This window comes from Rhizobacter sp. Root1221 (assembly GCF_001425785.1).
In the GTDB taxonomy this organism is placed as follows: Bacteria; Pseudomonadota; Gammaproteobacteria; order Burkholderiales; family Burkholderiaceae_C; genus Rhizobacter.
On the sequence record NZ_LMDI01000034.1, the window covers coordinates 254169 to 276665 of the forward strand.

Below are 22497 nucleotides of genomic sequence, written 5' to 3' on the forward strand. Positions count from 1 at the left end.
CATGGCTTCTCACGAGATCTACATCAGCACGGACGTCGAAACCGACGGCCCCATTCCGGGGCCGCACTCGATGCTGAGCATCGGCTCCGCCGCCTACACGGCGGACAAGCAGCTCGTGGCCACCTTCTCGGCCAACCTCGACACCTTGCCGGGCGCCACGGCGCACCCGGACACGGCGCGGTGGTGGGCCACCCAGCCCGAGGCCTGGGCCGCGTGCCGCACGAACCTCGAAACGCCCGAGGCGGCCATGGCACGCTACGTCGCGTGGATCCGCACGCTGGCCGGCAAGCCGGTGTTCGTGGCCTACCCGGCGGGTTTCGATTTCCTGTTCGTCTACTGGTACCTGATGCGGTTCGTGGGCGAGAGCCCGTTCAGCCACTCGGCACTCGACATGAAAACCTTCGCCATGGCGGTGCTGCGCACCGACTACCGCAACAGCACCAAGCGCAACATGCCGGCCGAGTGGTTCGACCCGATGCCCCACACCCACGTGGCGCTCGACGACGCCATCGAGCAGGGGGCGCTCTTCTGCAACATGCTCCGGCACCACCGTGACGGGAAGCTGTCGTGAGTGCCAACGCCGAATTCGTGCGCCACGTGCGTGACCAGCTGGCGCCGCTGGGCGCGCTCACCGGGGGCACCTTCTTTGGCGGGCACGCCATCAAGTCCGGCGGCCGGCAGTTCGCGATGGTGATGGGCAACACCTTGTATTTGCGGGTCAACGACACCACCCGGCCGGACTACGAGGCAGCGGGCAGTGCCCCGTTCTCCTACACCACGAAAAAGGGCGTGGTCCAGGTGCGGACGTACTTCCGTGCACCGGAGGCGCTGCTCGACGACCGCGACCTGCTCGTGGCATGGGCCCACCGGGCCATCGCGGCGGCTGCGCCCTGAGTCCCGGCGAGGGGGCGGTGCCGCGATGAAACTGGGGGTGGTGGTGTACCGGCATTGGTGGCAGCATCCGGATGGATCCGGTGCGCACCGCACCGGCCGAAAGGTCCCCCATGCGTCCGCTGTCCATCTCTCCGCTGGCTGCCACCAGGGCCGCGATTGCCGTCGTGCTGGTGGCGGCCGTGGCCGCCGTGGCAGGGGCCCAGCTCTGGCCTGACGTGCCGTTCGCCACCGTGCTGCTCTGGAGCGCGCTCGGCGCCATCGCGCTGTTCAGCGTCGTCACCACGGCAACCGTGGCAGTGCTGACGTTCCAGAAGTTCATCCTGCACCACGGCCGCACCGACGTCTGATCCCGCACATGCCCGTGCCGCCCATGACCACCGAGGCCGCCTGGGCGTTGCTGGCGCTGGGTCTCGGCCATGTCGCCTACACCTTTGCCAAGTTCCGCGGGCCGTTGAAGGCCGCCGCCGGTGATGGCTTCACGAATCAGTTCAAGTGGCCCGAGGAGCGCCGCACGGCGCTCTGGTTCGCGCTGTTCGGTCCGCTGCTGATCCTTGCCGGGCACACGGCAGTGCATGCCGCGGCCGCGGGTGACATGGCCCTGATCCGCATCGTCGGAGGGTACGTGTTCACCACCTCGGTCATCGGCGTGGCGGCCGTGCCGAAGTCCCCCTTCCTCTTGTCGTTGCCGGTGTCGGGGCTGCTGCTGGCCCGCAGCCTCGGCCTCTGACCTTGAACCAGCCCATCGTCGGATTCCACCAGGACGACCAGCACGACTGGGTGGCCGAACTCGCCTGTGGCCACGTGCAGCACGTGCGGCACAACCCGCCCTGGACCTCGCGCCCGTGGGTCACCACCGCCGAAGGCCGCCAGGGGGTGCTCGGCTGCACCCTCGCTTGCCGCAAGTGCGACCAGGGTGCGCCGCGCGATCTGCCCGAACGGGCGGCCCCATGATCCGCACACCCGCCCTGCTCGCATTGACCCTTCACCTCGGAACGGCCATGGCCATCGACATCGCTCCCCTGTGGGACTTCTCTCGCCCCGACCAGAGCGAACGCAGGTTCACCACCGCGATGGCCACGGCCGCCGGCGACGACCGCCTGATCCTCGCCACCCAGGTGGCGCGCGTGCATGGCTTGCGCCGCGATTTCACCCGCGCACTGGCATTGCTGGACACGCTGGCGCCGCAGCTGGCCGGCGCCGGGCCCGAGGCGCGGGCCTGGTTCGCCCTGGAACGCGGGCGTGCGCGGGTCTCGGCCACGCACCTGCCCGCGCAGCGCTCGCCCGAGGCACGTGCGCTCGCACGCGCGGACTATCTGGCCGCGGTGCAGTGGGCCCGCGAGGCCGGGCGTGACGGCCTGGCCATCGATGCACTCCACATGTTGGCGTTCGTGGACGACACATCCGCAGCGCAGCTGCATTGGGCGCAGGAAGCCCTGGTGATTGCCGAGAGGTCGGCGCAACCCGAGGCCGCGCGGTGGCGCGCGCCGCTGCTCAACAACGCGGGGTGTGCCTTGCATGCGATGGGGCGATACCCCGAGGCGCTGGCGGTGTTCGAGCGCGCGCTGGTGTGGCGCGAGCAGAACGGGCAGGCCGGTGCGACGCGCGTGGCCCGGTGGATGGTGGCGTGGACGTTGCGGGCGCTGGGTCGCCTCGATGAGGCCATCGCCATCCAGCTGCGCCTCGAACGCGAGTGGGACGAGGCCGGCGCACCGGACCCGTTCGTGTTCGACGAGCTGGTGCTGCTGTACCGGCAACTCGGAGGCAACGACCGGGCCGCGATGTATGAGGCCCGGCGGGGAGCGGTGAAGTGACGCGTTTGCCCGCGGTCAGGCCGGCACGGTCAGTGCGGCGTGCGCGGGCCGGCGCTTGCGTGCGGTGAAGCCCACGATGCTGGCGCCGGCCAGCAACAGCAGCCACGTTTCCGGCTCCGGGATGGGCGGGGACACGTTGACGTACGAGCCGGCGTTGATGGAGCCTTGCAGCGCCGCGTCGCTGTTGTTGGTGATGGTGAGCGCCAGCAGGCCGCCGGGGCCGACGCTGTAGCTGAAGATGTCGGTCAGGCCCGAACCGAGGCCCCAGATGCTGGCGCCGATGGTGGTGCGCACGCGGCCGAACAGGTCACCGAGCGTGAGGGACGCGAACGAACCATTGGTGTCATACGCCGTGAACGCGGACAGCGGATTGGCATCACCGACGATGTCGATCGTGGCGAAACCGCTGAAGGTGAACGACGAATGGGCGTCGAGCGAGAAATCGCGCGTGAACGTGGCGCGGGCGTTGGCGTCAGCCTGCCGGTCGGTCAGCTCGACGCCGGCGCGCAGGGTGGTCCACCCGACGGTGGCGGCTACGTTCGTGTGCGTCCAGTCGTTGGGGCCGTTGATGTAGGCGTGGCTTTCGCCCATGTAGATCGGCGGGCCGCCAGCACGGTGCATGTTGTCCGAGTGGTTGGACTGGCCCCAGGTGTGCTCCAGCACGCCGGTGTCAGGGTTGACCGCAGACGACAGCAAGTCGCGTGAGTTGGCGGTGGCATCGATGCTGCCATAGTTCGTCCACTCGCCACCCAGGGAGTGCGGGCCGTCGAACACCGGGCTGCCGGTGCGCAGGGCCGGCAACCGGCCGTCCTCGAGTGCGAAGCGAGCGTCGTACGTGGTGTTCGCGTGGGCGAAAGACGCGATGCCGCAAGCAAGCGCGGCCACCATGAATGAAAACTTGTTCAAGATAACTCCCTTGGGCCGTGCATTGCGGCCCGCTGTGCCTAAGATCCGAAGGGAATGTTAGGCACTACCGGCGCGCTTCTCGCCCCCCATTCGTGGGATCGGCCGCGGTACCCCCCGCATACAGGGTGCACCGGCGGACACACCTGGAAACCAGGTGTCAGGTTCGGTCACACCTGCTCAGGCCACCGAGAAGCGGAACACCCCGTCGTCGCCCAACGTGCGCTGCAGCTGCCCGCCCAGCCACAGCGCGTGCAGGTGCGCGATGGACTCGCCCATCGCGAAGGTGGTCTGGTGCAAGTCGAGCGGGCGCTTGAACAGCACAGGCAGCAGGCCCGCGGCTGTTTGCGGGGCATCGCGGCATGCGGCCATCACGTCGGCCAGGCGCTCGTCGTGGTGCTGGTGCAATTGGCCCACCCGCGTGTGCATGCCGCGGAACGGGCGGCCGTGCGACGGCAGCACGAGGGTGTCGGCCGGCAGCGTGAGGTAGCGTTCGATCGATTGCAGGTAGAGCGTCAGCGAGTTCGCTTCGGGCTCCATGTCGGTCACCATGACGTTCGTGGAGATGCGCGGCAGAAGCATGTCGCCCGAGATCAGCACGCCGAGCGTCTCGCAGTGCAGCGACATGTGTTCGGGCGCGTGCCCGTAGCCCGAGATGCAGCGCCAGGTGTGGCCGCCCACGTCGAACGTCAGCCCGTCGAGCAGGCGGCGGTAGCTGGCGGGCACCTTCGGCACCATCGACGAGTAGTAGTTCGTGCGGGCCTTGATCTTTTCGATGGAGCCGGGGTCGGTGAGCCCGTGGCTGGCCATGAAGGCGGCGGCCGCGGCGCCGCCGAACCCCGTGGTGGACTGGCTGGCCTGGCGCGCGCTGGTGTAGTCGGTGGCACTCATCCACAGGCGGCACGGGCGGCCCGGCCCGGACCAGCGTTCGGTGAGCCAGTCGGCCAGGCCGATGTGGTCGGGGTGCATGTGCGTGACCACGAGGCGCAGCACCGGCAGGCCGTCGAGTTCGTTCGCGAACACCTGTTCCCAGAGGCCCTGCGTGTCGGCATTCGTGATGCCGCAATCGACGATGGTCCAGCCTTCGCGGCCGTCGAGCCGGTCGCGCAGCAGCCACAGGTTGATGTGGTCGAGCGCGAAGGGCAGGCCCATGCGCACCCACCGCACGCCGGGAGCGATTTCGAGGGCGCGGCCCGGATCGGGGAGGGTTTCCCCCAGGGGGTACTGCAGTTGTCGTTCGAGTTCGTTCATCGCCATGATGGGGGAGTCGCCACGCGCGGCGAGGAGGTCGTTTGGCCCATTCTAGGGATGACCGGGTCCCCTTGCTGTCGCTCAGGCGTCCACGCCGGATCGCCCCGTCCGGCCGGCCCGGCGGCCCCGGCCGGTAAAATCGGGCCATGCCTTCCGAACTCCAAGAGCTTTTCGAGAACAACCTGCGCTGGTCGCAGGAAACGGAGGCCCGTACCCCGGGCTTCTTCACCAACCTGCTGGCCCAACAGGCCCCGCAATACCTCTGGATCGGCTGCGCCGACAGCCGCGTGCCCGCCAACGAACTGGTCGGCCTGCTGCCCGGCGAATTGTTCGTGCACCGCAACGTCGCCAACGTCGTGGTCCATTCCGACCTGAACTGCCTGTCGGTGATCCAGTTCGCCACCGACATGCTGAAGGTCAAGCACATCATCGTCGTGGGCCATTCCGGCTGCGGCGGCGTGGCCGCGTCGTTGAACGACGTGTCCGTGGGCCTGGCCGACAACTGGCTGCGCCACGTGAAGGACGTGCGGCACCACCACCAGGCGTGGCTCGACACCGTGCCGCCCGACCGCCGGGTCGATGCGCTGTGCGAGTTGAACGTCATCGAACAATCGCTCAACGTGTGCCAGACCACCATGGTGCAGGACGCCTGGGAGCGCGGCCAGAAGATCTCGGTGCACGGCTGGTTCTACCGGCTGGCCGACGGGCGGCTGAAGGACTTGTCCATCTCCGTGTCGAGCCCCGGGCACCTGACCGACGCCTACGACCTCGCGCTGGCCGCGATCCACCGCCGCTACGCCCCCCAGGAGACCTGACGATGCGACTGGCCGTCTTCCCGCAAGCCCTGACCGACCTGCGGGCCTTCGATGTGGCGCAGGCCATGCTCGACGGCTTCGACCGCCACTACCGCCTCTTCCGGCAGACCAGTGCCGACGCCAAGAAGCGCTTCGAGGAAGCCGACTGGCACGGCCAACAGCGCAGCCAGAGCGAACGCATCGAGTTCTACGACGTGCGGGTGGACGAGGCCGCCGAACGGCTGCAGACGGAGTTCAAGGTGAACGAGCTCAGCATGGAGGTGTGGCAGCAGGTCAAGCTGCACTACATCGGCCTGCTGACCAACCACCACCAGCCCGAGCTGGCCGAGACCTTCTTCAACTCGGTCACCACGAAGATCCTGCACCGCGCGTACTTCAAGAACGACTTCATCTTCGTCCGGCCCGCCATCTCCACCGAGTACATCGAGAACGACGAACCGGCGGCGCTGCCCACCTACCGCGCGTATTACCCGGACAAGGACCGCATGCACGACACGTGGGTGCGGGTGATCGGCAACTTCCAGCTGCAGCTCGAGTTCGAGGACATCCACCGCGACGTGCGCCACGTCGAGGAAGCCGTGGCCGCCGAGCTGGGCGACTTCCGCCCGCGCGCGAATTTCCAGTTCCAGGTGCTCAGCTCGCTGTTCTTCCGGAACAAGGGCGCCTACGTGGTGGGCAAGATCATCAACGGGTTCCGGGAAACGCCGTTCGCGTTGCCCATCCTGCATGCGCCGAGCGGCCTGCTCACCATCGACACCGCGCTGTTCGGCGAGGCCGACCTGCAGATGCTGTTCAGCTTCGCCCGCGCGTACTTCATGGTGAACATGGAGATCCCGTCGGCGTACGTGCAGTTCCTGCGGTCGATGATGCCGCGCAAGCCGCGCACCGAGCTCTACAACACGCTCGGCCTGCAGAAACACGGCAAGAACCTCTTCTACCGCGACTTCCTCGCCCACCTGCGCCACAGCGGCGACATGTTCCGCATCGCCCCCGGCATCAAGGGCATGGTGATGCTCGTGTTCGACCTGCCGTCGTTCCCGTACGTGTTCAAGATCATCAAGGACTTCTACCCGCCGCAGAAGGACACCACGCGCGAGCAGATCAAGGGCAAGTACCTGCTCGTGAAGCAGCACGACCGCGTGGGCCGCATGGCCGACACGCTCGAATTCTCGAACGTGGCCTTCCCGCGCTCGCGGTTCGAGGACGAACTGGTCGCCGAACTGAAGCACTTCTGCCCGAGCCTGCTGGAGGAAGACGGCAACGACCTGGTCATCCGCCACGTGTACATCGAGCGGCGCATGATCCCGCTCAACATCTACCTCAAGGAGGCCTCGCCGAAGCAGATCGAACACGCGGTGGTGGAGTACGGCAACGCCATCAAGGACCTGGTTGCCGCCAACATCTTCCCCGGCGACATGTTGTGGAAGAACTTCGGTGTCACGCGTGACGGCAAGGTCGTGTTCTACGACTACGACGAGATCGAATACCTCACCCACTGCAACTTCCGCAAGGTGCCCACGCCTCGCAACGCGGAGGAGGAGATGTCCGCCGAGGTCTGGTACGCGGTGGGGCCGAAGGACGTGTTCCCCGAGACCTTCGAACCCTTCCTGCTCGGCAACCCCGACGTGCGCGACGTGTTCATGCGGCACCACGCCGACCTGCTGGACGCGGCGTTCTGGCAGGGCCACAAGGAGCGCATCCTGTCGGGCCACGTGCACGACGTCTTCCCGTACGACACCCGGCGCAGGTTCAAGAACCTCCGGCGTGCCCGCGAGGCCGCCGCCCAGGCCACCCTCGCCAAATGACGGCGGGGCCGGCATGACCGTCCATGAGATCCTCGAGCTGGCGAGTTTCCTGGTCACGGTGATCGGCCTGCCGTTTGCCATCGGCGCCTTCCTCGTCGAACAGCGCCGCGAGCGGGAGAACGAGGAAGAGGAGGGCTACCAGCTGCTCTCCGACGCCTACAACGACTTCCTGAAGATCGTGCTGGCCAATGCGGACCTGCGCCTGCGCAGCACGTCCGCGCTGCCCGACCCCACCCCCGAGCAGAACGAACGGCGGCTCGTGATCTTCGACATGCTGATTTCCCTGTTCGAGCGCGCGTACCTTGTGGGGTACAAACCCGAGATGAGCCCCACGGAACAGCGGCGCTGGAATTCGTGGGACGACTACATGCGCGAGTGGCTCCGCCGCGACGACTTCTTCAACGCGATGCCCATGCTGCTGCGTGGTGAGGACCCCGAATTCCAGGCCTACATCAAGGCGCTGGCCCAGGACGAACGCGGCACGATGCTGCTGCTGTGAAGGATGAAGGAGATGGCCATGAACGACCCCATCGTGATCGCGTCCGCTGCACGCACGCCCATCGGCGGCCTGCTCGGCGATTTTTCCGCCATGCCCGCCCACGAGCTGGGGGCCATCGCCATCCGCAACGCGGTGGCACGTGCCGGCATCCAGGGCGCCTCGGTCGACGAGGTGCTGATGGGCAACTGCCTGATGGCCGGCCAGGGCCAGGCGCCGGCGCGGCAGGCCGCGCTCGGGGCCGGGTTGCCGCAGTCGGCGGGTGCCGTCACGTTGTCGAAGATGTGCGGCTCAGGCATGCGCGCCGTGATGTTCGGACACGACATGCTCGCCGCCGGCAGCGCCCAGGTGGTGGTGGCCGGGGGCATGGAAAGCATGAGCAACGCCCCGCACCTCGTGTTCGCGCGCAAGGGTGTGCGCTACGGCGGTGCGCAGATGTTCGACCACATGGCCCTCGACGGCCTGGAGGACGCCTACGACCGCACCCCCACCGGAGGCCGCGCGATGGGTGTGTACGCCGAGGAATGCGCCGCGCAGTTCGGTTTCTCGCGCGAGGCGCAGGACCACTACGCCATCGCGTCCACGCAGCGCGCGAAGGCCGCCAACGAGGACGGCAGCTTCGACTGGGAGATGGCGCTCGTGTTGCAGAAGGTGCGCGGCGGCGAGAACGTCATCAAGTGGGACGAGCAGCCGTTCAAGGCCCGCCTCGACAAGATCCCCACGCTGAAACCCGCCTTCAAGGCCGACGGCACCATCACCGCCGCCAACGCCTCCAGCATCTCCGACGGTGCGGCCGCGCTGGTGCTGATGCGCGAAAGCACCGCGGTCCAGCTCGGGGCCACGCCGCTCGCGCGCATCGTGGGCCATGCGGTGCATGCCCAGGCGCCCAACCTCTTCACCACCGCCCCGGCCGGGGCCATCCACAAGGTGCTCACCAAGGCTGGCTGGGCCCCGCGAGACGTGGACCTGTGGGAAATCAACGAGGCCTTCGCGGTGGTGGCCATGGCTGCCATGCGCGAGTACCAGTTGCCACACGAGATCGTCAACGTGCACGGTGGGGCGTGTGCGCTCGGCCACCCCATCGGCGCCAGTGGCGCGCGCATCATCGTCACGCTGCTCGGAGCGCTGCGCAAGCTGCGCCGCCGCCGCGGCGTGGCCGCACTGTGCATTGGCGGTGGTGAAGCCACCGCGCTCGCGCTGGAGATGGTGTGAAGCGGCAGAACGTCCTCGTCGTCGGCGCGTCGCGCGGCATCGGGCTCGAATTCGTGCGCCAGTACCGGGCCGACGGCGCCCGGGTGGTGGCCACGGCGCGCAGCGACGAAGGCCTCGCCGCGATCGAGGCGCTGGGCGCCCGGGCGCTGAGGCTCGACGTGGCGCGGCTCGACAGCACCGCGGGCCTGGCCTGGCAACTCGACGGCGAGTCGTTCGACACCGCCATCGTGTGTGCCGGGGTGTTCGGCCCGCGCCTGCCGGGCCTGCAGGCCCCCACGGAAGCCCAGTTCGACACGGTGATGCACACCAACGTGCTCGGGCCCATGCGGGTCATTCCGCAGTTCGTCGATTCGCTCACACCTGGCGCGCGCCTCGTGGTGCTGTCGTCGCGCCTCGGGTCCATCGGCGCACGCACCCACGCCGACGGCGGCCTGTACCGCGCATCGAAGGCCGCGCTCAACTCGGTGCTCAAGGACACGGCCATCTCGCTCGGCGACCAGGCCGTCTGCGTGGCGCTCCACCCGGGCTGGGTGCAGACCGACATGGGCGGGGCGGGCGCCGACCTCACGGTGGAGCACAGTGTCACCACGATGCGGTCGACCATCGCCGACTTGGTCCCGAGCCACAGCGGGCATTTCCTCGACCACGACGGCACGCCAATACCGTGGTGAAAAGCGTCGACTAAGCGAGCGCAGCGACGCGCCCCATCAAGCCACCCGCGAGGACCGGCTTTGCCGGCCGACCCGGGGTCGCCCCATGGGGCAGGAGGCGATAGCCGACTGGGGGGCCGATTTAACGCGTGAGGCGCTGCGCGAAGTTCTTCAACCAGCGCGTGCGCGGGTTGGGTTGGGTGGGCAGGTCGGCGGGTTCCGAGATGCCGAAGCCGGAGGTGTCCTGGCCCCAGGCGGCGTCTTGCGGCGCGGCATGGGCCTTCGCGGGCTTGGCCTTGGGCTTCGACAGCGACGACGAGTCCGCGAGGCGGGCCACTTCGCTGGCGACGAAGAACTGGTTCGCGAGGGCCACCAGCTCGGCGTTGCCGGAGGCCTGGCACACGTACAGCACTTCGCGTGCTTCTGCCGGGTCGTTCAGCATGGCTGCCACATCGATGCCTTCACCGAGCATGCCCTTGAGGGCGTAGTGGATGCGGGCGGCGATGCGCAGTTGAGCAGGGCTTGACACGTTGGTTTCCTGGCGAGTTCAGGTATCTTCCTCCCATGCACACGCAGCAGATACCCCCTGGAAGAGGGTTTGGCCCCGCGTGTGACCAAAGTGAGGAATAAGTCATGGCATTTCCCGAGCGCGTCACGCTCGTCGACGTGGGGCCCCGCGATGGGCTGCAAAACGAGTCCCGGCCTGTGGATACGGCCCACAAGGTGGCGCTGGTGCACCACCTGCAGGCATCGGGCCTGCGCGAGATCGAGGTCACCAGTTTCGTGAGCCCGAAGTGGGTGCCCCAGATGGCCGACAACGCCGCCGTGATGGCCGCCATCGCGCGTCCTGAGGGCGTGCGGCATTCGGTGCTCACGCCGAACCTGAAAGGGTTCGAGGCCGCGCTCGTGTCGCGGCCCGACGAGGTCGTCGTGTTCGCCGCGGCCACCGAGGCGTTCAGCCAGCGCAACATCAACTGCAGCATCGAAGAGAGCTTCGAGCGCTTCCGCCCCGTGGTGGCCGAGGCGCACCGCCATGGCATCAAGGTGCGTGGCGCGGTGTCGTGTGCGCTCGGTTGCCCGTACCAGGGGGACGTGTCGGCCGACGAGGTGGAGCGTGTGGTGCGGCTGATGAAGCACGCGGGCGTGGACCACTGCGGCATCGCCGACACCATCGGCACCGGCACGCCGGCCAAGGTGCAGGCGGCGATGGCGCGTGCGCTGAAGCACTACCCGCTCGCCGAGGTCAGTGGCCATTTCCACGACACCTACGGCCAGGCGCTGTCGAACGTCTATGCCAGCCTCGAGATGGGCATCGCCACGTTCGATGCCAGCGTGGGCGGGCTCGGCGGCTGCCCGTACGCGAAGGGCGCCACCGGCAACGTGGCCACGGAGGACGTGCTGTACCTGCTGAACGGCCTGGGCATCGAGACCGGCATCGACATCGAACGGCTCGTCGACGCGGCCGCGGCCATCGCGGCGGCGCTGGGCCGGCCGGTGTCGTCGCGCGTGGGCAAGGCGCTGCTCGCGCGCCGCGGGAGGGCCGAATCATGAACGACGGTTTCGAACGCGTCACCGATTGGTTGGAGGCCCATGGCCACGTGCACAAGCCCATCGCGCTGCCGGTCGCTGCACGCACCGCACGCGAGGCGGCCGACGGGCTGGGGGTGCAACTCGGGCAGATCGCCAAGAGCGTGATCTTCCGCCGCGTGGCCGATGACGCCGCGGTGCTCGTGGTCACCTCGGGCGACCAGCGGGTCGACGAACACAAGGTGTCGGCCATCACCGGCCCGCTGGGCCGTGCCGATGCCGCGTTCGTGAAGGAGCGCAGCGGCTTCTCGATCGGCGGTGTGTCGCCCGTCGCGCACCTGCACCGCCCCGTCACGCTGATCGACCGCGAGCTGTTCCGCTTCGACGTGGTGTGGGCCGCCGCGGGCCATCCGAACGGCGTGTTCGCCGTGGCGCCGCAACAGCTGGCAGCGATGACCGACGCGCCGGTGGCCGACGTGGTGCAGTCCGTGATGTCGCCATGCACCGACGTCTGCAAGATCGACCCCGGGTCCGGGCTGTGCCGCGGCTGCTACCGGATGCGAGACGAGATCGCCTCGTGGTCGAAGATCGATGACCACGCGCGGCGCGCGCTGCTGGTGGTGCTCGACACCCGCAAGCGCGAGCACCCCGGCTTCCCGCCGCTGCCCGCATGATCGCGCTGTCGTTCGAGTTCGACCTGGCCACACCCGGCACGCTCGCGCTGTTCGAGCAGCTGCCGCAGGCGATGGCAGGCCGTTCGGTGGTGATCGACTACCGCCCCGTGGCCCCGCCCGCGGGCCATGCCGCCGAGCCGTGGGTGCGGCTGCTGGTGGCGTGTGGCGCCGGGCGGTGGGCGTGCCAGCAAGTGCTGCACCAATGGACCACCGGGTCGCCCGAGGCCGTGGGCGCCATGCTCGCGCCCCGCGGCAACCCGGCCGCCGTGGTGCCCCCGGCCGCCGGCGGGCCGCTGCCCGCCGTGGTGTGGGGCGACCAGCGATTCGCCGGCCCCGACGCCATCAACCGCCTGCTGGCTGCGCTCCCTGCGGCGTGACGGCCTCGCGCCGTTCGGCGTGGAACACCTTCGCGAGCACCTGCCATCGGCCGCCGAGCTTCACGCAGGTCAGCAGGTCGATGAAGTGCCGCGGTGCGATCGCACACTCGACCCGCGCGATCGCGGTCACCGGCCCGGCGAACGCGATCGACACGATGCGGTCCTCGCGCGGCTCGCCCTTCGAGGCCGGCGACGGGCGGCGGTCCACCACGGGGAAGTACTCGGCCATCGACCACTGCAGCAGCGTGCCGTCGCTCACCGTGGCGTACATCGCCTGCGGGTGGAACACCTGCGAGAGGATCGCGGTGTCGCTGTGGTGGAGACCGTCGAAGTAGTCCTCCAGCAGTGCCACCACCGCGTCGAACCGGGCGTCCACGGCGTCAGTCCCGCGGTGCCAGCCGGCGTGCGGCCGCGGCCACGCGCTCGCCGAAGAGCCGCGCGGTGCGCAGGTCCCCCGGCACCATCTCGTCCACCGTCGCGTCGGCCGGCGTGGCGGCGGCGAGGCCGGCGAACGACGCGAGCGCGTTGACGTCGTCGCGCGTCGAGGCCTTCACGTTGGCCGGCATCATGCCGGTGCCCACCCAGAGCATGCCGTGCTGCTGCGACATCGTGAACAGCGCGGAGAGGGTGCCGTGCTTGTCGCCGTTGATGCCGGAGGAGTTCGTGAACCCCGCGGCGAGCTTGTCCTTCCAGCGCTGGGCCGCCCAGGCCGCCGACGTGGCGTCGAGGAACCGCTTGAACTGCCAGCTCGCGGTGCCCATGTACGTGGGCGAGCCGAACACGATCGCGTCGGCCTCGTCGAGCTGCCGCCACGCGGCCTCGGGCAGCTGGCCGTGCTCGTCGACCGCGAGCAGCGTGCCGCCGCTGCCCTCCGCCACCTCCCGGGCGAGGCGGCCGGTGTGGCCGTAGCCGCTGTGGTAGACGATGGCGATGCGGGGTGTGGTCATGCTGAACTCCGTGGGGTGAAGGGAATGGGCAGACTGTATTGATGACGTCTCATGACATAAAGTCACCCCATATCACTTCATTTGTTCAGCGAGGTAATGAATCGATGGCCCGCCATTTCGACGACGTGATGCTCGGCAGCATCGAACTCTTCTGCCTGTCGGCCGAGCGCGGCAGCTTCACCGCGGCCGCCGCGGCGGCATCGCTCACGCCCGCGGCGGTCAGCCGCTCGATCGCCCGGCTCGAGGCGCGGCTCGGCGTGCGGCTGTTCACGCGCACCACGCGGCACGTGGCGCTCACCGCCGCGGGCGAGGCGTACTTCGCGCAGTGCCGCCAGGCGCTGAACCAGCTCGTCGAGGCCGAGCGGGCGGCCGGCGGCGCGCAGGCCGCACCGTCGGGCACCGTGCGCCTCAGCCTGCCCACGCCGTACGCCCACCACCGCGTGCTGCCGCTGCTGCCCGCGTTCCGCGCGAAGCACCCGGGCATCCGGCTCGACGTGCACGTGGACAACCGCAACGTCGACTTCGCCGCGGAAGGCTTCGACCTCGCGCTGCGCGCCCGCGCGCTGCCCGACTCGGGGCTCGTCGCCCGCAAGCTCGAGGATGCCGGCCTGGTCGTGGTGGCCACGCCCGCCTACCTGCGCCGCCATCGCATGCCCCGGACTCCCGCGGACCTGGCGGCACACGACTGCATCCGCTTCGCCCTGCCGAGCACCGGTCAGCCCATCGACTGGCAGTTCCGCGCCGACGGCGCCGACCTGGAGGTGCCGGTGGACGGCGGGATCCTGTGCGCGCAGGACGTGCTGGCCGCCGTCACGCTCGTGCGCCACGGCGGCGGCCTGCTCCAGACCTACCGTTTCATCGTCGAGGACGACCTCGCGCGCGGCACGCTCAAGGAGGTGCTCGCGCCGTACGCCGGGCGGTCCCGGCCCATGTCGCTGGTGTACCCCGCGCAGCGCCACATGCCGCTGCGGGTGCGGGTGCTGATCGACTATCTCGTCGCGCGGCTCAGCGGCGCAGGCGCACGAGCGTGACCGATCGCGGCGGCAGCGTCAGCTGCCTGCGGGCGGGCAGGATGCCCAGCGGCCGCTCGGCGTCGGCGATGCGCGCGTCGAACCAGCGCGCGTCCCGCACCTTCAGCGCGCCAGCGTCGAGCTTGACGGCCGCCGCGCGGGTGCGCGTGTTCAGCAGCACGACGCTGACATCGTCGCCATCGCGAACCGCGTGCGCCCACAGCGACGGGTCGTCGGACGCCGCGCCGACGAAGCGGCCCGAGAGACCGCCGAGCAGGCGGAACGCGTAGTACGTGGGGCGCGGCGCGCCGCCCACATCGAGCAGGCCGTGGAAACCGGTGGTGGTGTACGCGAAGTAGTGCGCCACCTCGACACCACCGCGTGCGAGCCGCAGCGCGGATTCCATCGCCCACATCGCCCCCACCTGGTCCGACAGGAAGCGAGGCCGGTCGGTGCGCCACGACAGGCCGTACTCGGTGACCCCGAGGCGGACCGGCCGCGTGTGCCCGAGCGGGTTGCGCTTCGGGTCGGTCCAGAGTGCGCGGTAGCGGGCCACGGACGCATCGACGTCGGCCACCGTGGCGAGCGCGGCCTCGTCGGTGCCGTTGCCCTCGGTGGGGTAGAGGTGCCACGTGAGCACGTCGATGACGTCGCCACAGCGTTCGACGAACGCCTCGAGGAAGTGCTGCGCCGAAGGCACCGCGCCCGAGACCGCCGGGCCGGCGATCAACGCCGAGGGCTGCTCGCGCCGCACGGCGGCGGCCTGCGCGCGGGCCACGGCGCAATAGCGCTCCGCCGTCCACGACGCATCGCCCCGCACCGGGCCGTACAGGTCGGGCTCATTGCCGATCTCCCAGTACGTGACGTCGAGCCCGTGTTCGCGGGCGAGGCGCACGGCCGACGCGGCATCCTCCGGCCCGTTGGCCGCGGGGCGGCCGTCGCGGCCCTGGTACACGCGCGTCTGCACCATCAGGCCGGGCCGGCCCGGCACGAGCGGCAGCACCGCCGCGAACGCGCCGAGCGACGCTGCGTCGAGGTCGGCGTCGTCGCCGGCATTGCCGGCGGGAAAACGCAGCGCCCCGGCGGGCACCGCGGCAAGGGCCTCGCGCTGCTCGGCGACCGGCATCCAGTTGCCATAGTTGAAGCCGCCGAGCACCGCGCGCGGCACGGCCGGCCCGGCCTGGTCGGGCGACACGGTGACCGTGGCGGCGCGCAGCGCGGGGGGCATCGCGATGAGCGCTGCAAGCAGCGCGGACCGGAACAGGCAGGTGTTCATGACAAGAGGCGGTGGCCGGGCAAAAGCGGGACGATACCGACGCCGCGGCCGCTGCGGAACGCCACACTAGCGAAAGTCCCTATCCGCCAAAACGCGCCACTCTCGCGATGAGAAACGAAAAGCGAGGGTTCCCCCGGAGTTTGTCAGCCAGCGTTCAGCTTCCTGTCAGAACGCCGTCAGGGCTCCCGCACAAGATGCGTCCAGCCCCCTTTCAGGGTGAGCCCCACAGCATTGAATCAGGAGATCCATCATGGCAACTGCAGCGGCGAAAGCCACGCCGGGAACCCCGGCGAAAGCCACGCCAATGACCCCCGAGGAGAAGAAGGTCATCTTCGCCTCCAGCCTCGGCACGGTCTTCGAGTGGTACGACTTCTACCTGTACGGCACCCTGGCCGTCATCATCGGCAAGCAGTTCTTCTCGAACCTCGACCCCGCATCGCAGGTGATCTTCTCGCTGCTGGCCTTTGCCGCCGGCTTCATCGTGCGGCCGTTCGGTGCGCTGGTGTTCGGCCGCCTCGGTGACATGATCGGCCGGAAGTACACCTTCCTGGTCACCATCCTGATCATGGGCCTGTCGACGTTCATCGTCGGCATCCTGCCCAGCTATGCCTCGATCGGCGTGGCCGCGCCGATCATCCTGATCGGGCTGCGCATGCTGCAGGGCCTCGCGCTCGGCGGCGAGTACGGCGGTGCCGCCACCTACGTGGCCGAACACGCACCCCACGGCAAGCGCGGCGCGTTCACGTCGTGGATCCAGACCACGGCCACGCTCGGCCTGTTCCTGTCGCTGATCGTCATCCTCGGCACCCGCACCGCGATCGGCGAGGAAGCCTTCTCCGACTGGGGCTGGCGCATCCCGTTCCTCGTGTCGATCTTCCTGCTCGCCATCAGCGTGTGGATCCGGCTGTCGATGAACGAGTCGCCCGCCTTCAAGAAGATGAAGGAAGAGGGCAAGACCTCCAAGGCCCCGCTGACCGAATCCTTCGGCGAGTGGAAGAACCTGAAGATCGTGATCCTGGCCCTCGTGGGCCTGACGATGGGCCAGGCCGTGGTCTGGTACACCGGCCAGTTCTACGCGCTGTTCTTCCTGACCGGCCCGCTGAAAGTCGATGGCGCCACCGCCAACATCCTGATCGCCATCTCCCTGCTGATCGGCACGCCGTTTTTCATCGTGTTCGGTGTGCTGTCCGACAAGATCGGCCGCAAGCCCATCATCATGGCCGGTTGCCTGGTTGCCGCGCTGACGTACTTCCCGCTGTTCCGCGCACTGACCGAAGCCGCGAACCCCGACCTCGCCAAGGCCCAGGCCGCGTCGCAGGTGACGGTGGTCGCCGACCCGAAGGAATGCTCGTTCCAGTTCAACCCGACCGGCACGGTGAAGTTCACGAGCTCGTGCGACATCGCCAAGCAGGTGCTGGCCGCGAACTCGGTGAGCTACGACAACGCGTCGGGCACGGGTGCGGCCACGATCAAGATCGGCGACAAGGTCATCGAGTCGTACAGCTCGAAGGGCCTGCCGGCTGATGAGGCCAAGGCGAAGGACGCCGCGTTCAAGAAGGCCATCGTCGATGAGCTGCGCGCCCAGGGCTACCCGGCGAAGGCCGACCCGGCGAAGATGAACAAGCCGCTCATCGTCGCGATCCTGACGCTGCTGGTGATCTACGTGACGATGGTGTACGGCCCGATCGCGGCCATGCTGGTGGAGATGTTCCCGACCCGCATCCGCTACACCTCGATGAGCCTGCCGTACCACATCGGCAACGGCTGGTTCGGCGGCCTGCTGCCGGCGACCGGCCTCGCCATCGTGGCCCAGACGGGCAACATGTACAACGGGCTCTGGTACCCGATCATCTTCGCGAGCATCACGTTCGTGGTCGGCATGCTCTTCGTCAAGGAGACGAAGGACGTGGACATCTACGCAAAGGACTGACCGGCATGTGGAAGCTCGTAGCAGGATTCGTCGTGTTTGCCGCCTTGGCGATGTGGCTCCTCAGCAAGGGGGGTGACGTCGACATCAGCGGTGAGAAACATGGCATCGAGGCGCCCGCCGCTGAGTCGGCGGCCTCGGCCGCGTCGAAACCCTAGTCAGCCGCAGGACTCGGTCCTGCCTGGGCCGGCGCCACCTTCGGGGGGCGCCGGCTTTTTGTTGCCTGGCGATCAGCCGTTCGCGCCGCACCGCGGGTCGCGGGGCACATCTTCCGGGGGGTTTGTTGCACCAGGGGCAACAACGTGTTCTGTCGGGGAGGCTTTTTCGATTGGGTGAATGAACCTAGTATTAACCCTATCAACTCCGCCCCCTCAAGGACACACCATGACGAACTTCCTCCGCACCCACCTGACCACGGCCACCGTGGCCCTCGCCACTGCCAGCGCCCTGTTGATGGCAGCCCAAGGCGCGGTCGCCGCGCCGGCCGACACCCAAGCGACCCAGGCCGCACACGCCGAACACGCCGCCCGCATGCAGCTGATTGGCCGCACCGCCCGCTTCGACGAACTGCCGGCCGCGCCGGTGGCTGCTGACGCCGCTGCCTCCGGCCACGACGCCTGGGCTGCCCGCACCGCCCTGGCCGGCCGCACCGCCCGTTTCGACGAGGTGGCCCCTGCCGCCGTGGCAGCCGACCGCGAACCCGCCACGGAAGCGGAACTGGTGCAGGCCTACACGCAGCGCATGCAGCTGATCGGCCGCACCGTGCCTGCAAACGAACTCGCCACGGTGCGCCAGGCCATGCAGCAACGTGCCGCCCTGGCGCGCTCGGACGTCGCCGGTTCCTGATCGTGCCGGTGCACGAGGCGGCCCCGGCAGGGGCCGCGTCGGGGCGAACCGTTGACCGTACCACGGCTCGGCCAATCTTTCAGTGACCCCTCTGCCGTGCCGGAGCGGGATGCTGGCCTAGCATCCGTCCATCTGTCCGCTGTGTTTCCACTACCCCGCTAGGGTCGTCCGCGGAAGTGAGCACTGGCGATGCGGTGATCATGAACACGAACAACATCCGCAGGCCCCTGTCGAGGCACGCGCTGGCCGCCGCGTTGTCGCTGCTGCTCCTGCCCGTGGCCGCACAGGCCGGCGACACCGGTTCGCGCTGGGCACCCACGCGGGTTTTCGTGCAACTCGGCGTGGCCGAACACGCCAGCGCCGCGGTGGTGGGCGCCGTCTGGGACTGGTCCTGGCAGCGGGACGTGGGTTGGGGCCGGCTCACCGGCTATTGGGACATCTCGTTCGGCCGCTGGGCCAGCGACAGCGCCGACCGCACCACGAGCTCGCATGCCTGGGTGACCCAGTTGGGCATCACACCGGTCGTGCGCCTGTACCCGCGCGGCCCCGGCCCCGGCTGGTACCTCGAGGGGGGCATCGGCGCCAACGTGTTGCTGCCGATCTACCGCACCGAGGACAAGCGCTTCAGCACGAGCTTCAACTTCGGCGACCACCTGGCCTTGGGCCGGACGTTCGGGGACCGGGGCGAACACGACGTGGCGGTGCGCTTCCAGCACTTCTCGAACGCCGGCATCAAGGAACCCAACCCCGGCGAAGACTTCCTGCAACTGCGGTATTCCCACCGGTTCTGAAGGCCCCGGCCCCAGGGGCGGGCTACGCCCGACCCGTCCCCGATGGGGGGTTCAAGCTAGGGGCGGCTCGGCGCTTCCTGGAGCGGCGCGGTCAGGGCCCGCGGAGCCACCGTGCCCGACGAAATGGGCGGCGACAGCACCTCGTGCGGGTAGTCGCCGAACAGCGCGCGGTACTCCTTCGAGAACCGGCCGGCATGCAGGAACCCGCAACGCCGGGCGATCTGGGCGACCGTGCGGTCGTCGGGGCCCGGGTCGCGCAGGTGGCGGTGCGCGGTGTTCATCCGCGTGTTGGTGATCCATCGCTTCGGTCCCATGGCGTATGCACGCTGGAGGGCGCGCTCGAGGGAGCGCACCGAGATGCGGGCCGGCGTGGCGAAGTCGGACGGATGCAGCACCCCGTAGGGCTGTTCCGCCAGCACCTGCTCCACCACCTCCAGCACGTGCGAGGCCGGCGTGCGGCGGCGTGGTGTGGCGGCGGGGGTGATCCACAGGCTGCGCGCGATGTCGAGCAGCTGGCGCACGACCTGTTCGGACGGGGCATCCACCGTGGTACCCGGCCGCCGGGCCGCGGAGCCGTCGGGCATGCGCCGGGAAACCAGTTCCAGTGAAAAGCCCCGGCGGCTCACGATGCGCAGCGGTCCGCCCATGGCGGATTCGAGCACGGTGTTCAGCACCGCGGGCTCGTGGTCGACGTACAGGCCTTCGGGCAACCCGCTGGTGAGGCGATAGCGGCTGCCGGGCGGCAGGTCCAGCTCGAGGCAGACCGCCGCGTCGACCTGCAGCAGGTGCACCTGCTGGGTGCCGTCATCGCAAGCCTGGTGCACGAGGCGCCGCGGCGATGCCGCGAGCAGGCGGAACTGGCGCAGTGGCAGGCTGTGCGCGCTTTCGAGCCGGGTGGGATCGAGGCGATCGGTCTCGAACGAGGTGTGGACGATCGACGTCTGCCCGGTGTCGTCGAGCGTGTTGTCCGTGACGGGAATCTCGAAGGCAAGAAGCGTGGACATGGAGGAGTCCTCGTGGGAGGCCAAGGGAAGGCCAGTCTAGGAGCGCCCCCTTCTCGCCACTATCCGCATTCCGCATGGACACCCCCCCAGGGAATGGCGCGGAAAAGCTGCACAAACACGTGAGTGTGTACTAAGCTTTGCGCGCCAGGGTGGGCCCGGTATCCCATGTTCTCCGGGCTGCAGCGGTTCGCCGCGCAGACACCCGCCCGGCAATTCGGTCTCAGACCGCAGGGAGAACAACCATGGGACATCCTTTCTCGGACCGCACGTTCCGGCGCTTCGATCCCGAAGCCCTGCGCGCCGTGGTCCATCAGAGTGACATCGAACACCGCCTGCTGGGTGCCGGCGAACTGGAGATCCGCGTGCGCAACCGCGTGGGTCCGCAGTTCGCGGTGGACGCGGGTGACTACGGCTGTGCGGTCTACGCGCAGGGTGTGTTGCCCCGACAGGCGTTGACCATCGGCCTCGCCCCCTTCCGGCGCGGCCTGGTGTTCACGAACGGGCGCCCGCTGGCAGCCGACGCGCTGCAGGTGTTCGCCGAGGGCGCCACGGTCGATTACGTCACCACCCATGGCGCCCACTGGCGGGCCGTCACGGTGACGCGCGACCACCTGCAGGCTCACGCCGTGCGCCGCCTGGGCCGTGAGCTGGTGCTGCCGGCCACGGGGTGCGAACAATTCGAACCCGACCCGGTGATGACCTTGCAGCTCATCGAGCAGATCGAGGCCGGGTACCGGCTTGCCGCCGACCCGGCCACCGACCCCGGCACCATGCTGCTGTGTGACATGGGGCTCCTCGATGCGCTGACCGAAGCGCTGGCACACGGCCCCGGCTCGCCCGAACCCCGCGGAGCCCGCACGCGCCGGCGCATCCTGGGGGCGTTGGAATCGGTGGTACGGCTCGGCGCGCAGAGCGCGGAGGTGGACGCGGCCACGCTGAGCCGGCTGTGCGCCGCGTCGGAGCGCCTGGTGGAGCAGGCCATGCGCCAGGGCGCCGGCATGCCGCCGAAACGGTGGCTCACGATGGCGCGGTTCAACCGGGTGTACGCCGAGCTGTCGGACCCCGGCAGCACCCGCTCCGTCACCGACACGGCCATGCACTGGGGGTTCAACCACCTCGGCCGGTTCGCCTCGAACTACCGCGCGGTGTTTGCCGAATCGCCCAGCGACACGGTGGCGAGGGTGCGGGGCCCACACCGCACGCGGGTCACGCCATGCGGGACGGTGTCGGCGGCGTGACGGCCTGGTCGGGGGCGGCCTCGAGGGCCGCCTGCACCGCACGCAGGCACGCCACGCACAGGCACGTGGTGTAGCGCTCGCGCAGCAGCGCCCGCGCGGCGTCCGACAGCTGTACCGCAAAGCAGGCGCAGGGCGCCTGCAGCGCGGTTTCGGCCTCGCACATGAACGCGCCGCCGCACCGGGGGCAGAGGCTGTTCGTGTCCATGCGGCGGTGGCCTCGGTGTCTCAGGCGCGGCGGCGGCGGCCGAGGGCCACGGTGGCCGCTGCCAGGCCGGCGAGCCACGCCCAGCCGATGGCGCCACCACCCGAATCCTCCTCCGGCGCCGTGGTGGTGGGAGGGGTCGTGGTGGTGGAGACGCTGCCGTTGAGCGTCACGCGGCGCAGGATGTCGGGGCTCGAGCCTTCTTTCATCGTGATGGTCACCACCGGGTTCGACAGGGTGGTGTTCTTCGGCGAATAGTAGACGCTGAACGAGCAGGCGGAGCCCGCGGTGGTGAATGTCTTGGCATCGCATTCGAAGGTGCGCCCGAAGTTCGCGGCCCCGGTGCCGGCGATCTCGATCTTCGAGACCACCAGCGTGCCGAGCGGCGCCTGCGGCGACGTGACCGTGATCGTCTGGCTGGCCGTGATGGTGTTGATGGCCGTGGCGGTGAAGGTCAGCGTGGCGGCGTTCACCGCCGGGGTGTCGGCGATGTACGCGGCGATGGCCCCGCGGTCGTCCACTGACAGCGCCGTGAACTGCTGCATCTGCGCCCGGCCGAGTGCGGTGCCGAACTTGTTCATCGCGGTCTCGAACGTGATCACCGGCGACTGGGCCGAGCTGCCCGCCACGGACGCACGGCGGTCCTGGATCGACGCGTGGCAGTTCGTGCACGAACCGAGCGTGTTGATGCCCGAGGCGCCGGGGGTGTCCTCGAACAGCGCCTTGCCACGGACGGGGTCGCCCGAGGTCTGGGCGAAGGCCGGCGTGGCCCCGAGCGTGAGGGCGAACAGGGCGGCGGTGGCAAGGCGGGTGGGGAGGGTGTACGGCATGGTGGATCGCG

At 69.3% G+C, this 22497-nt stretch carries 29 protein-coding genes; 20 read left to right on the forward strand and 9 right to left on the reverse strand.

What is annotated here, in order from left to right:
* The first annotated feature begins 1 nt into the window (after nucleotide 1).
* The 6 genes from ASC87_RS22110 to ASC87_RS22135 all read left to right on the forward strand — a co-directional run bounded on the left by ASC87_RS22110 (nucleotide 2) and on the right by ASC87_RS22135 (nucleotide 2705).
* Nucleotides 2-571, forward strand: a complete 570-nt coding sequence (locus ASC87_RS22110; protein ID WP_056667676.1) for a 3'-5' exoribonuclease domain-containing protein — start codon at nucleotides 2-4, stop codon at nucleotides 569-571.
* The gene (locus ASC87_RS22115; RefSeq protein WP_056667463.1) at nucleotides 568-894 is read left to right on the forward strand and encodes a TfoX/Sxy family protein; all 327 of its coding nucleotides are present in this window, start codon (nucleotides 568-570) and stop codon (nucleotides 892-894) included. The genes ASC87_RS22110 and ASC87_RS22115 overlap by 4 nt, the downstream gene beginning before the upstream one ends.
* 110 nt (nucleotides 895-1004) lie before the next feature.
* A complete protein-coding gene (locus ASC87_RS22120) occupies nucleotides 1005-1241 on the forward strand; it encodes a hypothetical protein (protein ID WP_157604198.1) in 237 nt (78 codons plus the stop codon).
* A gap of 8 nt (nucleotides 1242-1249) precedes the next feature.
* Nucleotides 1250-1621, forward strand: a complete 372-nt coding sequence (locus ASC87_RS22125) for a DUF6463 family protein (protein WP_056667468.1) — start codon at nucleotides 1250-1252, stop codon at nucleotides 1619-1621.
* Between the two features lie 2 nt (nucleotides 1622-1623).
* A complete protein-coding gene (locus tag ASC87_RS22130; RefSeq protein ID WP_056667472.1) occupies nucleotides 1624-1845 on the forward strand; it encodes a DUF3565 domain-containing protein in 222 nt (73 codons plus the stop codon).
* Nucleotides 1842-2705 (forward strand): tetratricopeptide repeat protein, encoded by an 864-nt coding sequence (locus ASC87_RS22135; RefSeq protein WP_056667476.1) that lies wholly within the window; start codon nucleotides 1842-1844, stop codon nucleotides 2703-2705. Before ASC87_RS22130 ends, ASC87_RS22135 begins: the two co-directional genes overlap by 4 nt.
* A 15-nt stretch (nucleotides 2706-2720) precedes the next feature.
* Here the strand turns inward: ASC87_RS22135 and ASC87_RS22140 are convergent, their stop codons facing one another.
* Entirely contained in the window at nucleotides 2721-3611 is an 891-nt protein-coding gene (locus ASC87_RS22140; protein WP_157604203.1) for a PEP-CTERM sorting domain-containing protein, read from the reverse strand.
* Nucleotides 3612-3788: 177 nt separating this feature from the next.
* Nucleotides 3789-4859, reverse strand: coding sequence for an MBL fold metallo-hydrolase (locus ASC87_RS22145; protein WP_056667680.1), 1071 nt, complete (start codon nucleotides 4857-4859; stop codon nucleotides 3789-3791).
* Between the two features lie 146 nt (nucleotides 4860-5005).
* On the opposite strand from ASC87_RS22145, the gene can reads away from it, so the two are divergent.
* From can to ASC87_RS22170, 5 genes are read left to right on the forward strand one after another with little or no spacing between them, the layout of a single operon-like run.
* Nucleotides 5006-5674, forward strand: coding sequence for a carbonate dehydratase (can, locus tag ASC87_RS22150; protein ID WP_056667483.1), 669 nt, complete (start codon nucleotides 5006-5008; stop codon nucleotides 5672-5674).
* 2 nt (nucleotides 5675-5676) lie between these two features.
* The gene (gene aceK / locus ASC87_RS22155; protein ID WP_056667486.1) at nucleotides 5677-7479 is read left to right on the forward strand and encodes a bifunctional isocitrate dehydrogenase kinase/phosphatase; all 1803 of its coding nucleotides are present in this window, start codon (nucleotides 5677-5679) and stop codon (nucleotides 7477-7479) included.
* Nucleotides 7480-7492: 13 nt separating this feature from the next.
* Entirely contained in the window at nucleotides 7493-7978 is a 486-nt protein-coding gene (locus ASC87_RS22160) for a hypothetical protein (RefSeq protein ID WP_056667491.1), read from the forward strand.
* 18 nt (nucleotides 7979-7996) lie between these two features.
* Nucleotides 7997-9187: an acetyl-CoA C-acyltransferase gene (locus ASC87_RS22165; protein ID WP_056667683.1), complete on the forward strand. Its 1191-nt coding sequence runs from the start codon at nucleotides 7997-7999 to the stop codon at nucleotides 9185-9187.
* The gene (locus tag ASC87_RS22170) at nucleotides 9184-9858 is read left to right on the forward strand and encodes an SDR family oxidoreductase (protein ID WP_056667494.1); all 675 of its coding nucleotides are present in this window, start codon (nucleotides 9184-9186) and stop codon (nucleotides 9856-9858) included. The genes ASC87_RS22165 and ASC87_RS22170 overlap by 4 nt, the downstream gene beginning before the upstream one ends.
* Nucleotides 9859-9979: 121 nt before the next feature.
* Here ASC87_RS22170 and ASC87_RS22175 read toward each other — a convergent pair whose 3' ends face one another.
* Nucleotides 9980-10366, reverse strand: coding sequence for a hypothetical protein (locus ASC87_RS22175; protein WP_056667497.1), 387 nt, complete (start codon nucleotides 10364-10366; stop codon nucleotides 9980-9982).
* 104 nt (nucleotides 10367-10470) lie between these two features.
* Here ASC87_RS22175 and ASC87_RS22180 point away from each other — a divergent pair, with 104 nt between their 5' ends.
* From ASC87_RS22180 to ASC87_RS22190, 3 genes are read left to right on the forward strand one after another with little or no spacing between them, the layout of a single operon-like run.
* Nucleotides 10471-11388, forward strand: coding sequence for a hydroxymethylglutaryl-CoA lyase (locus ASC87_RS22180; protein ID WP_056667500.1), 918 nt, complete (start codon nucleotides 10471-10473; stop codon nucleotides 11386-11388).
* A complete protein-coding gene (locus ASC87_RS22185; RefSeq protein ID WP_056667502.1) occupies nucleotides 11385-12038 on the forward strand; it encodes a YbaK/EbsC family protein in 654 nt (217 codons plus the stop codon). Before ASC87_RS22180 ends, ASC87_RS22185 begins: the two co-directional genes overlap by 4 nt.
* Complete coding sequence (locus ASC87_RS22190; RefSeq protein ID WP_056667504.1) at nucleotides 12035-12415, forward strand: hypothetical protein; 381 nt, start codon at nucleotides 12035-12037, stop codon at nucleotides 12413-12415. Before ASC87_RS22185 ends, ASC87_RS22190 begins: the two co-directional genes overlap by 4 nt.
* Here the strand turns inward: ASC87_RS22190 and ASC87_RS22195 are convergent.
* Both ASC87_RS22195 and ASC87_RS22200 read right to left on the reverse strand, forming a co-directional pair.
* Complete coding sequence (locus tag ASC87_RS22195) at nucleotides 12381-12791, reverse strand: nuclear transport factor 2 family protein (RefSeq protein WP_056667509.1); 411 nt, start codon at nucleotides 12789-12791, stop codon at nucleotides 12381-12383. The genes ASC87_RS22190 and ASC87_RS22195 overlap by 35 nt on opposite strands.
* Before the next feature lie 4 nt (nucleotides 12792-12795).
* The gene (locus tag ASC87_RS22200; protein WP_056667511.1) at nucleotides 12796-13362 is read right to left on the reverse strand and encodes a flavodoxin family protein; all 567 of its coding nucleotides are present in this window, start codon (nucleotides 13360-13362) and stop codon (nucleotides 12796-12798) included.
* 104 nt (nucleotides 13363-13466) lie between these two features.
* Here ASC87_RS22200 and ASC87_RS22205 point away from each other — a divergent pair, with 104 nt between their 5' ends.
* Nucleotides 13467-14393 (forward strand): LysR family transcriptional regulator, encoded by a 927-nt coding sequence (locus ASC87_RS22205; protein WP_056667513.1) that lies wholly within the window; start codon nucleotides 13467-13469, stop codon nucleotides 14391-14393.
* Here ASC87_RS22205 and ASC87_RS22210 read toward each other — a convergent pair.
* Entirely contained in the window at nucleotides 14368-15648 is a 1281-nt protein-coding gene (locus tag ASC87_RS22210) for a hypothetical protein (RefSeq protein WP_056667516.1), read from the reverse strand. The genes ASC87_RS22205 and ASC87_RS22210 overlap by 26 nt on opposite strands.
* Nucleotides 15649-15898: 250 nt before the next feature.
* On the opposite strand from ASC87_RS22210, the gene ASC87_RS22215 reads away from it, so the two are divergent.
* From ASC87_RS22215 to ASC87_RS22225, 4 genes are all read left to right on the forward strand, one after another.
* Nucleotides 15899-17578, forward strand: coding sequence for an MFS transporter (locus ASC87_RS22215; RefSeq protein WP_056667519.1), 1680 nt, complete (start codon nucleotides 15899-15901; stop codon nucleotides 17576-17578).
* Nucleotides 17579-17583: 5 nt separating this feature from the next.
* Nucleotides 17584-17733: a hypothetical protein gene (locus ASC87_RS32630; RefSeq protein WP_164492009.1), complete on the forward strand. Its 150-nt coding sequence runs from the start codon at nucleotides 17584-17586 to the stop codon at nucleotides 17731-17733.
* Nucleotides 17734-17959: 226 nt separating this feature from the next.
* Nucleotides 17960-18421 carry a hypothetical protein gene (locus ASC87_RS22220; RefSeq protein WP_056667522.1) on the forward strand — a complete coding sequence of 154 codons (462 nt, stop codon included), beginning with the start codon at nucleotides 17960-17962 and terminating at the stop codon, nucleotides 18419-18421.
* A gap of 200 nt (nucleotides 18422-18621) precedes the next feature.
* On the forward strand, nucleotides 18622-19212 hold the full coding sequence (locus tag ASC87_RS22225; RefSeq protein ID WP_157604205.1) for an acyloxyacyl hydrolase: 591 nt from the start codon (nucleotides 18622-18624) through the stop codon (nucleotides 19210-19212).
* A gap of 56 nt (nucleotides 19213-19268) precedes the next feature.
* Here the strand turns inward: ASC87_RS22225 and ASC87_RS22230 are convergent, their stop codons facing one another.
* Nucleotides 19269-20216, reverse strand: a complete 948-nt coding sequence (locus ASC87_RS22230; RefSeq protein ID WP_056667530.1) for a helix-turn-helix transcriptional regulator — start codon at nucleotides 20214-20216, stop codon at nucleotides 19269-19271.
* Between the two features lie 242 nt (nucleotides 20217-20458).
* On the opposite strand from ASC87_RS22230, the gene ASC87_RS22235 reads away from it, so the two are divergent.
* Nucleotides 20459-21454, forward strand: coding sequence for a helix-turn-helix domain-containing protein (locus tag ASC87_RS22235; RefSeq protein WP_056667533.1), 996 nt, complete (start codon nucleotides 20459-20461; stop codon nucleotides 21452-21454).
* On the opposite strand, the gene ASC87_RS32515 is transcribed toward ASC87_RS22235, so the two are convergent.
* Together ASC87_RS32515 and ASC87_RS32520 are read right to left on the reverse strand one after the other, a co-directional pair.
* Complete coding sequence (locus ASC87_RS32515) at nucleotides 21423-21659, reverse strand: cysteine-rich CWC family protein (RefSeq protein ID WP_056667536.1); 237 nt, start codon at nucleotides 21657-21659, stop codon at nucleotides 21423-21425. The two genes, ASC87_RS22235 and ASC87_RS32515, sit on opposite strands and share 32 nt — an antisense overlap.
* Before the next feature lie 20 nt (nucleotides 21660-21679).
* Entirely contained in the window at nucleotides 21680-22486 is an 807-nt protein-coding gene (locus ASC87_RS32520; protein WP_056667539.1) for a hypothetical protein, read from the reverse strand.
* Nucleotides 22487-22497: the final 11 nt, after the last annotated feature.

What these genes read in the sequence shown, in the direction of transcription:
- ASC87_RS22165 (WP_056667683.1), top strand. Translation starts at nt 7,997, where the DNA reads ATGAACGACCCCATCGTGATCGCGTCCGCTGCACGCACGCCCATCGGC.
- ASC87_RS22215 (WP_056667519.1), top strand. Translation starts at nt 15,899, where the DNA reads ATGGCAACTGCAGCGGCGAAAGCCACGCCGGGAACCCCGGCGAAAGCC.
- ASC87_RS22200 (WP_056667511.1), bottom strand. Translation starts at nt 13,362, where the DNA reads ATGACCACACCCCGCATCGCCATCGTCTACCACAGCGGCTACGGCCAC.
- ASC87_RS22230 (WP_056667530.1), bottom strand. Translation starts at nt 20,216, where the DNA reads ATGTCCACGCTTCTTGCCTTCGAGATTCCCGTCACGGACAACACGCTC.
- ASC87_RS22220 (WP_056667522.1), top strand. Translation starts at nt 17,960, where the DNA reads ATGACGAACTTCCTCCGCACCCACCTGACCACGGCCACCGTGGCCCTC.
- ASC87_RS22120 (WP_157604198.1), top strand. Translation starts at nt 1,005, where the DNA reads ATGCGTCCGCTGTCCATCTCTCCGCTGGCTGCCACCAGGGCCGCGATT.
- ASC87_RS22180 (WP_056667500.1), top strand. Translation starts at nt 10,471, where the DNA reads ATGGCATTTCCCGAGCGCGTCACGCTCGTCGACGTGGGGCCCCGCGAT.
- ASC87_RS22160 (WP_056667491.1), top strand. Translation starts at nt 7,493, where the DNA reads ATGACCGTCCATGAGATCCTCGAGCTGGCGAGTTTCCTGGTCACGGTG.
- ASC87_RS22235 (WP_056667533.1), top strand. Translation starts at nt 20,459, where the DNA reads ATGGGACATCCTTTCTCGGACCGCACGTTCCGGCGCTTCGATCCCGAA.
- ASC87_RS22205 (WP_056667513.1), top strand. Translation starts at nt 13,467, where the DNA reads ATGGCCCGCCATTTCGACGACGTGATGCTCGGCAGCATCGAACTCTTC.
- ASC87_RS32515 (WP_056667536.1), bottom strand. Translation starts at nt 21,659, where the DNA reads ATGGACACGAACAGCCTCTGCCCCCGGTGCGGCGGCGCGTTCATGTGC.
- aceK (WP_056667486.1), top strand. Translation starts at nt 5,677, where the DNA reads ATGCGACTGGCCGTCTTCCCGCAAGCCCTGACCGACCTGCGGGCCTTC.
- ASC87_RS22225 (WP_157604205.1), top strand. Translation starts at nt 18,622, where the DNA reads ATGAACACGAACAACATCCGCAGGCCCCTGTCGAGGCACGCGCTGGCC.
- ASC87_RS22110 (WP_056667676.1), top strand. Translation starts at nt 2, where the DNA reads ATGGCTTCTCACGAGATCTACATCAGCACGGACGTCGAAACCGACGGC.
- ASC87_RS32520 (WP_056667539.1), bottom strand. Translation starts at nt 22,486, where the DNA reads ATGCCGTACACCCTCCCCACCCGCCTTGCCACCGCCGCCCTGTTCGCC.
- ASC87_RS22185 (WP_056667502.1), top strand. Translation starts at nt 11,385, where the DNA reads ATGAACGACGGTTTCGAACGCGTCACCGATTGGTTGGAGGCCCATGGC.
- can (WP_056667483.1), top strand. Translation starts at nt 5,006, where the DNA reads ATGCCTTCCGAACTCCAAGAGCTTTTCGAGAACAACCTGCGCTGGTCG.
- ASC87_RS22190 (WP_056667504.1), top strand. Translation starts at nt 12,035, where the DNA reads ATGATCGCGCTGTCGTTCGAGTTCGACCTGGCCACACCCGGCACGCTC.
- ASC87_RS22210 (WP_056667516.1), bottom strand. Translation starts at nt 15,648, where the DNA reads ATGAACACCTGCCTGTTCCGGTCCGCGCTGCTTGCAGCGCTCATCGCG.
- ASC87_RS22135 (WP_056667476.1), top strand. Translation starts at nt 1,842, where the DNA reads ATGATCCGCACACCCGCCCTGCTCGCATTGACCCTTCACCTCGGAACG.
- ASC87_RS32630 (WP_164492009.1), top strand. Translation starts at nt 17,584, where the DNA reads ATGTGGAAGCTCGTAGCAGGATTCGTCGTGTTTGCCGCCTTGGCGATG.
- ASC87_RS22125 (WP_056667468.1), top strand. Translation starts at nt 1,250, where the DNA reads ATGCCCGTGCCGCCCATGACCACCGAGGCCGCCTGGGCGTTGCTGGCG.
- ASC87_RS22145 (WP_056667680.1), bottom strand. Translation starts at nt 4,859, where the DNA reads ATGAACGAACTCGAACGACAACTGCAGTACCCCCTGGGGGAAACCCTC.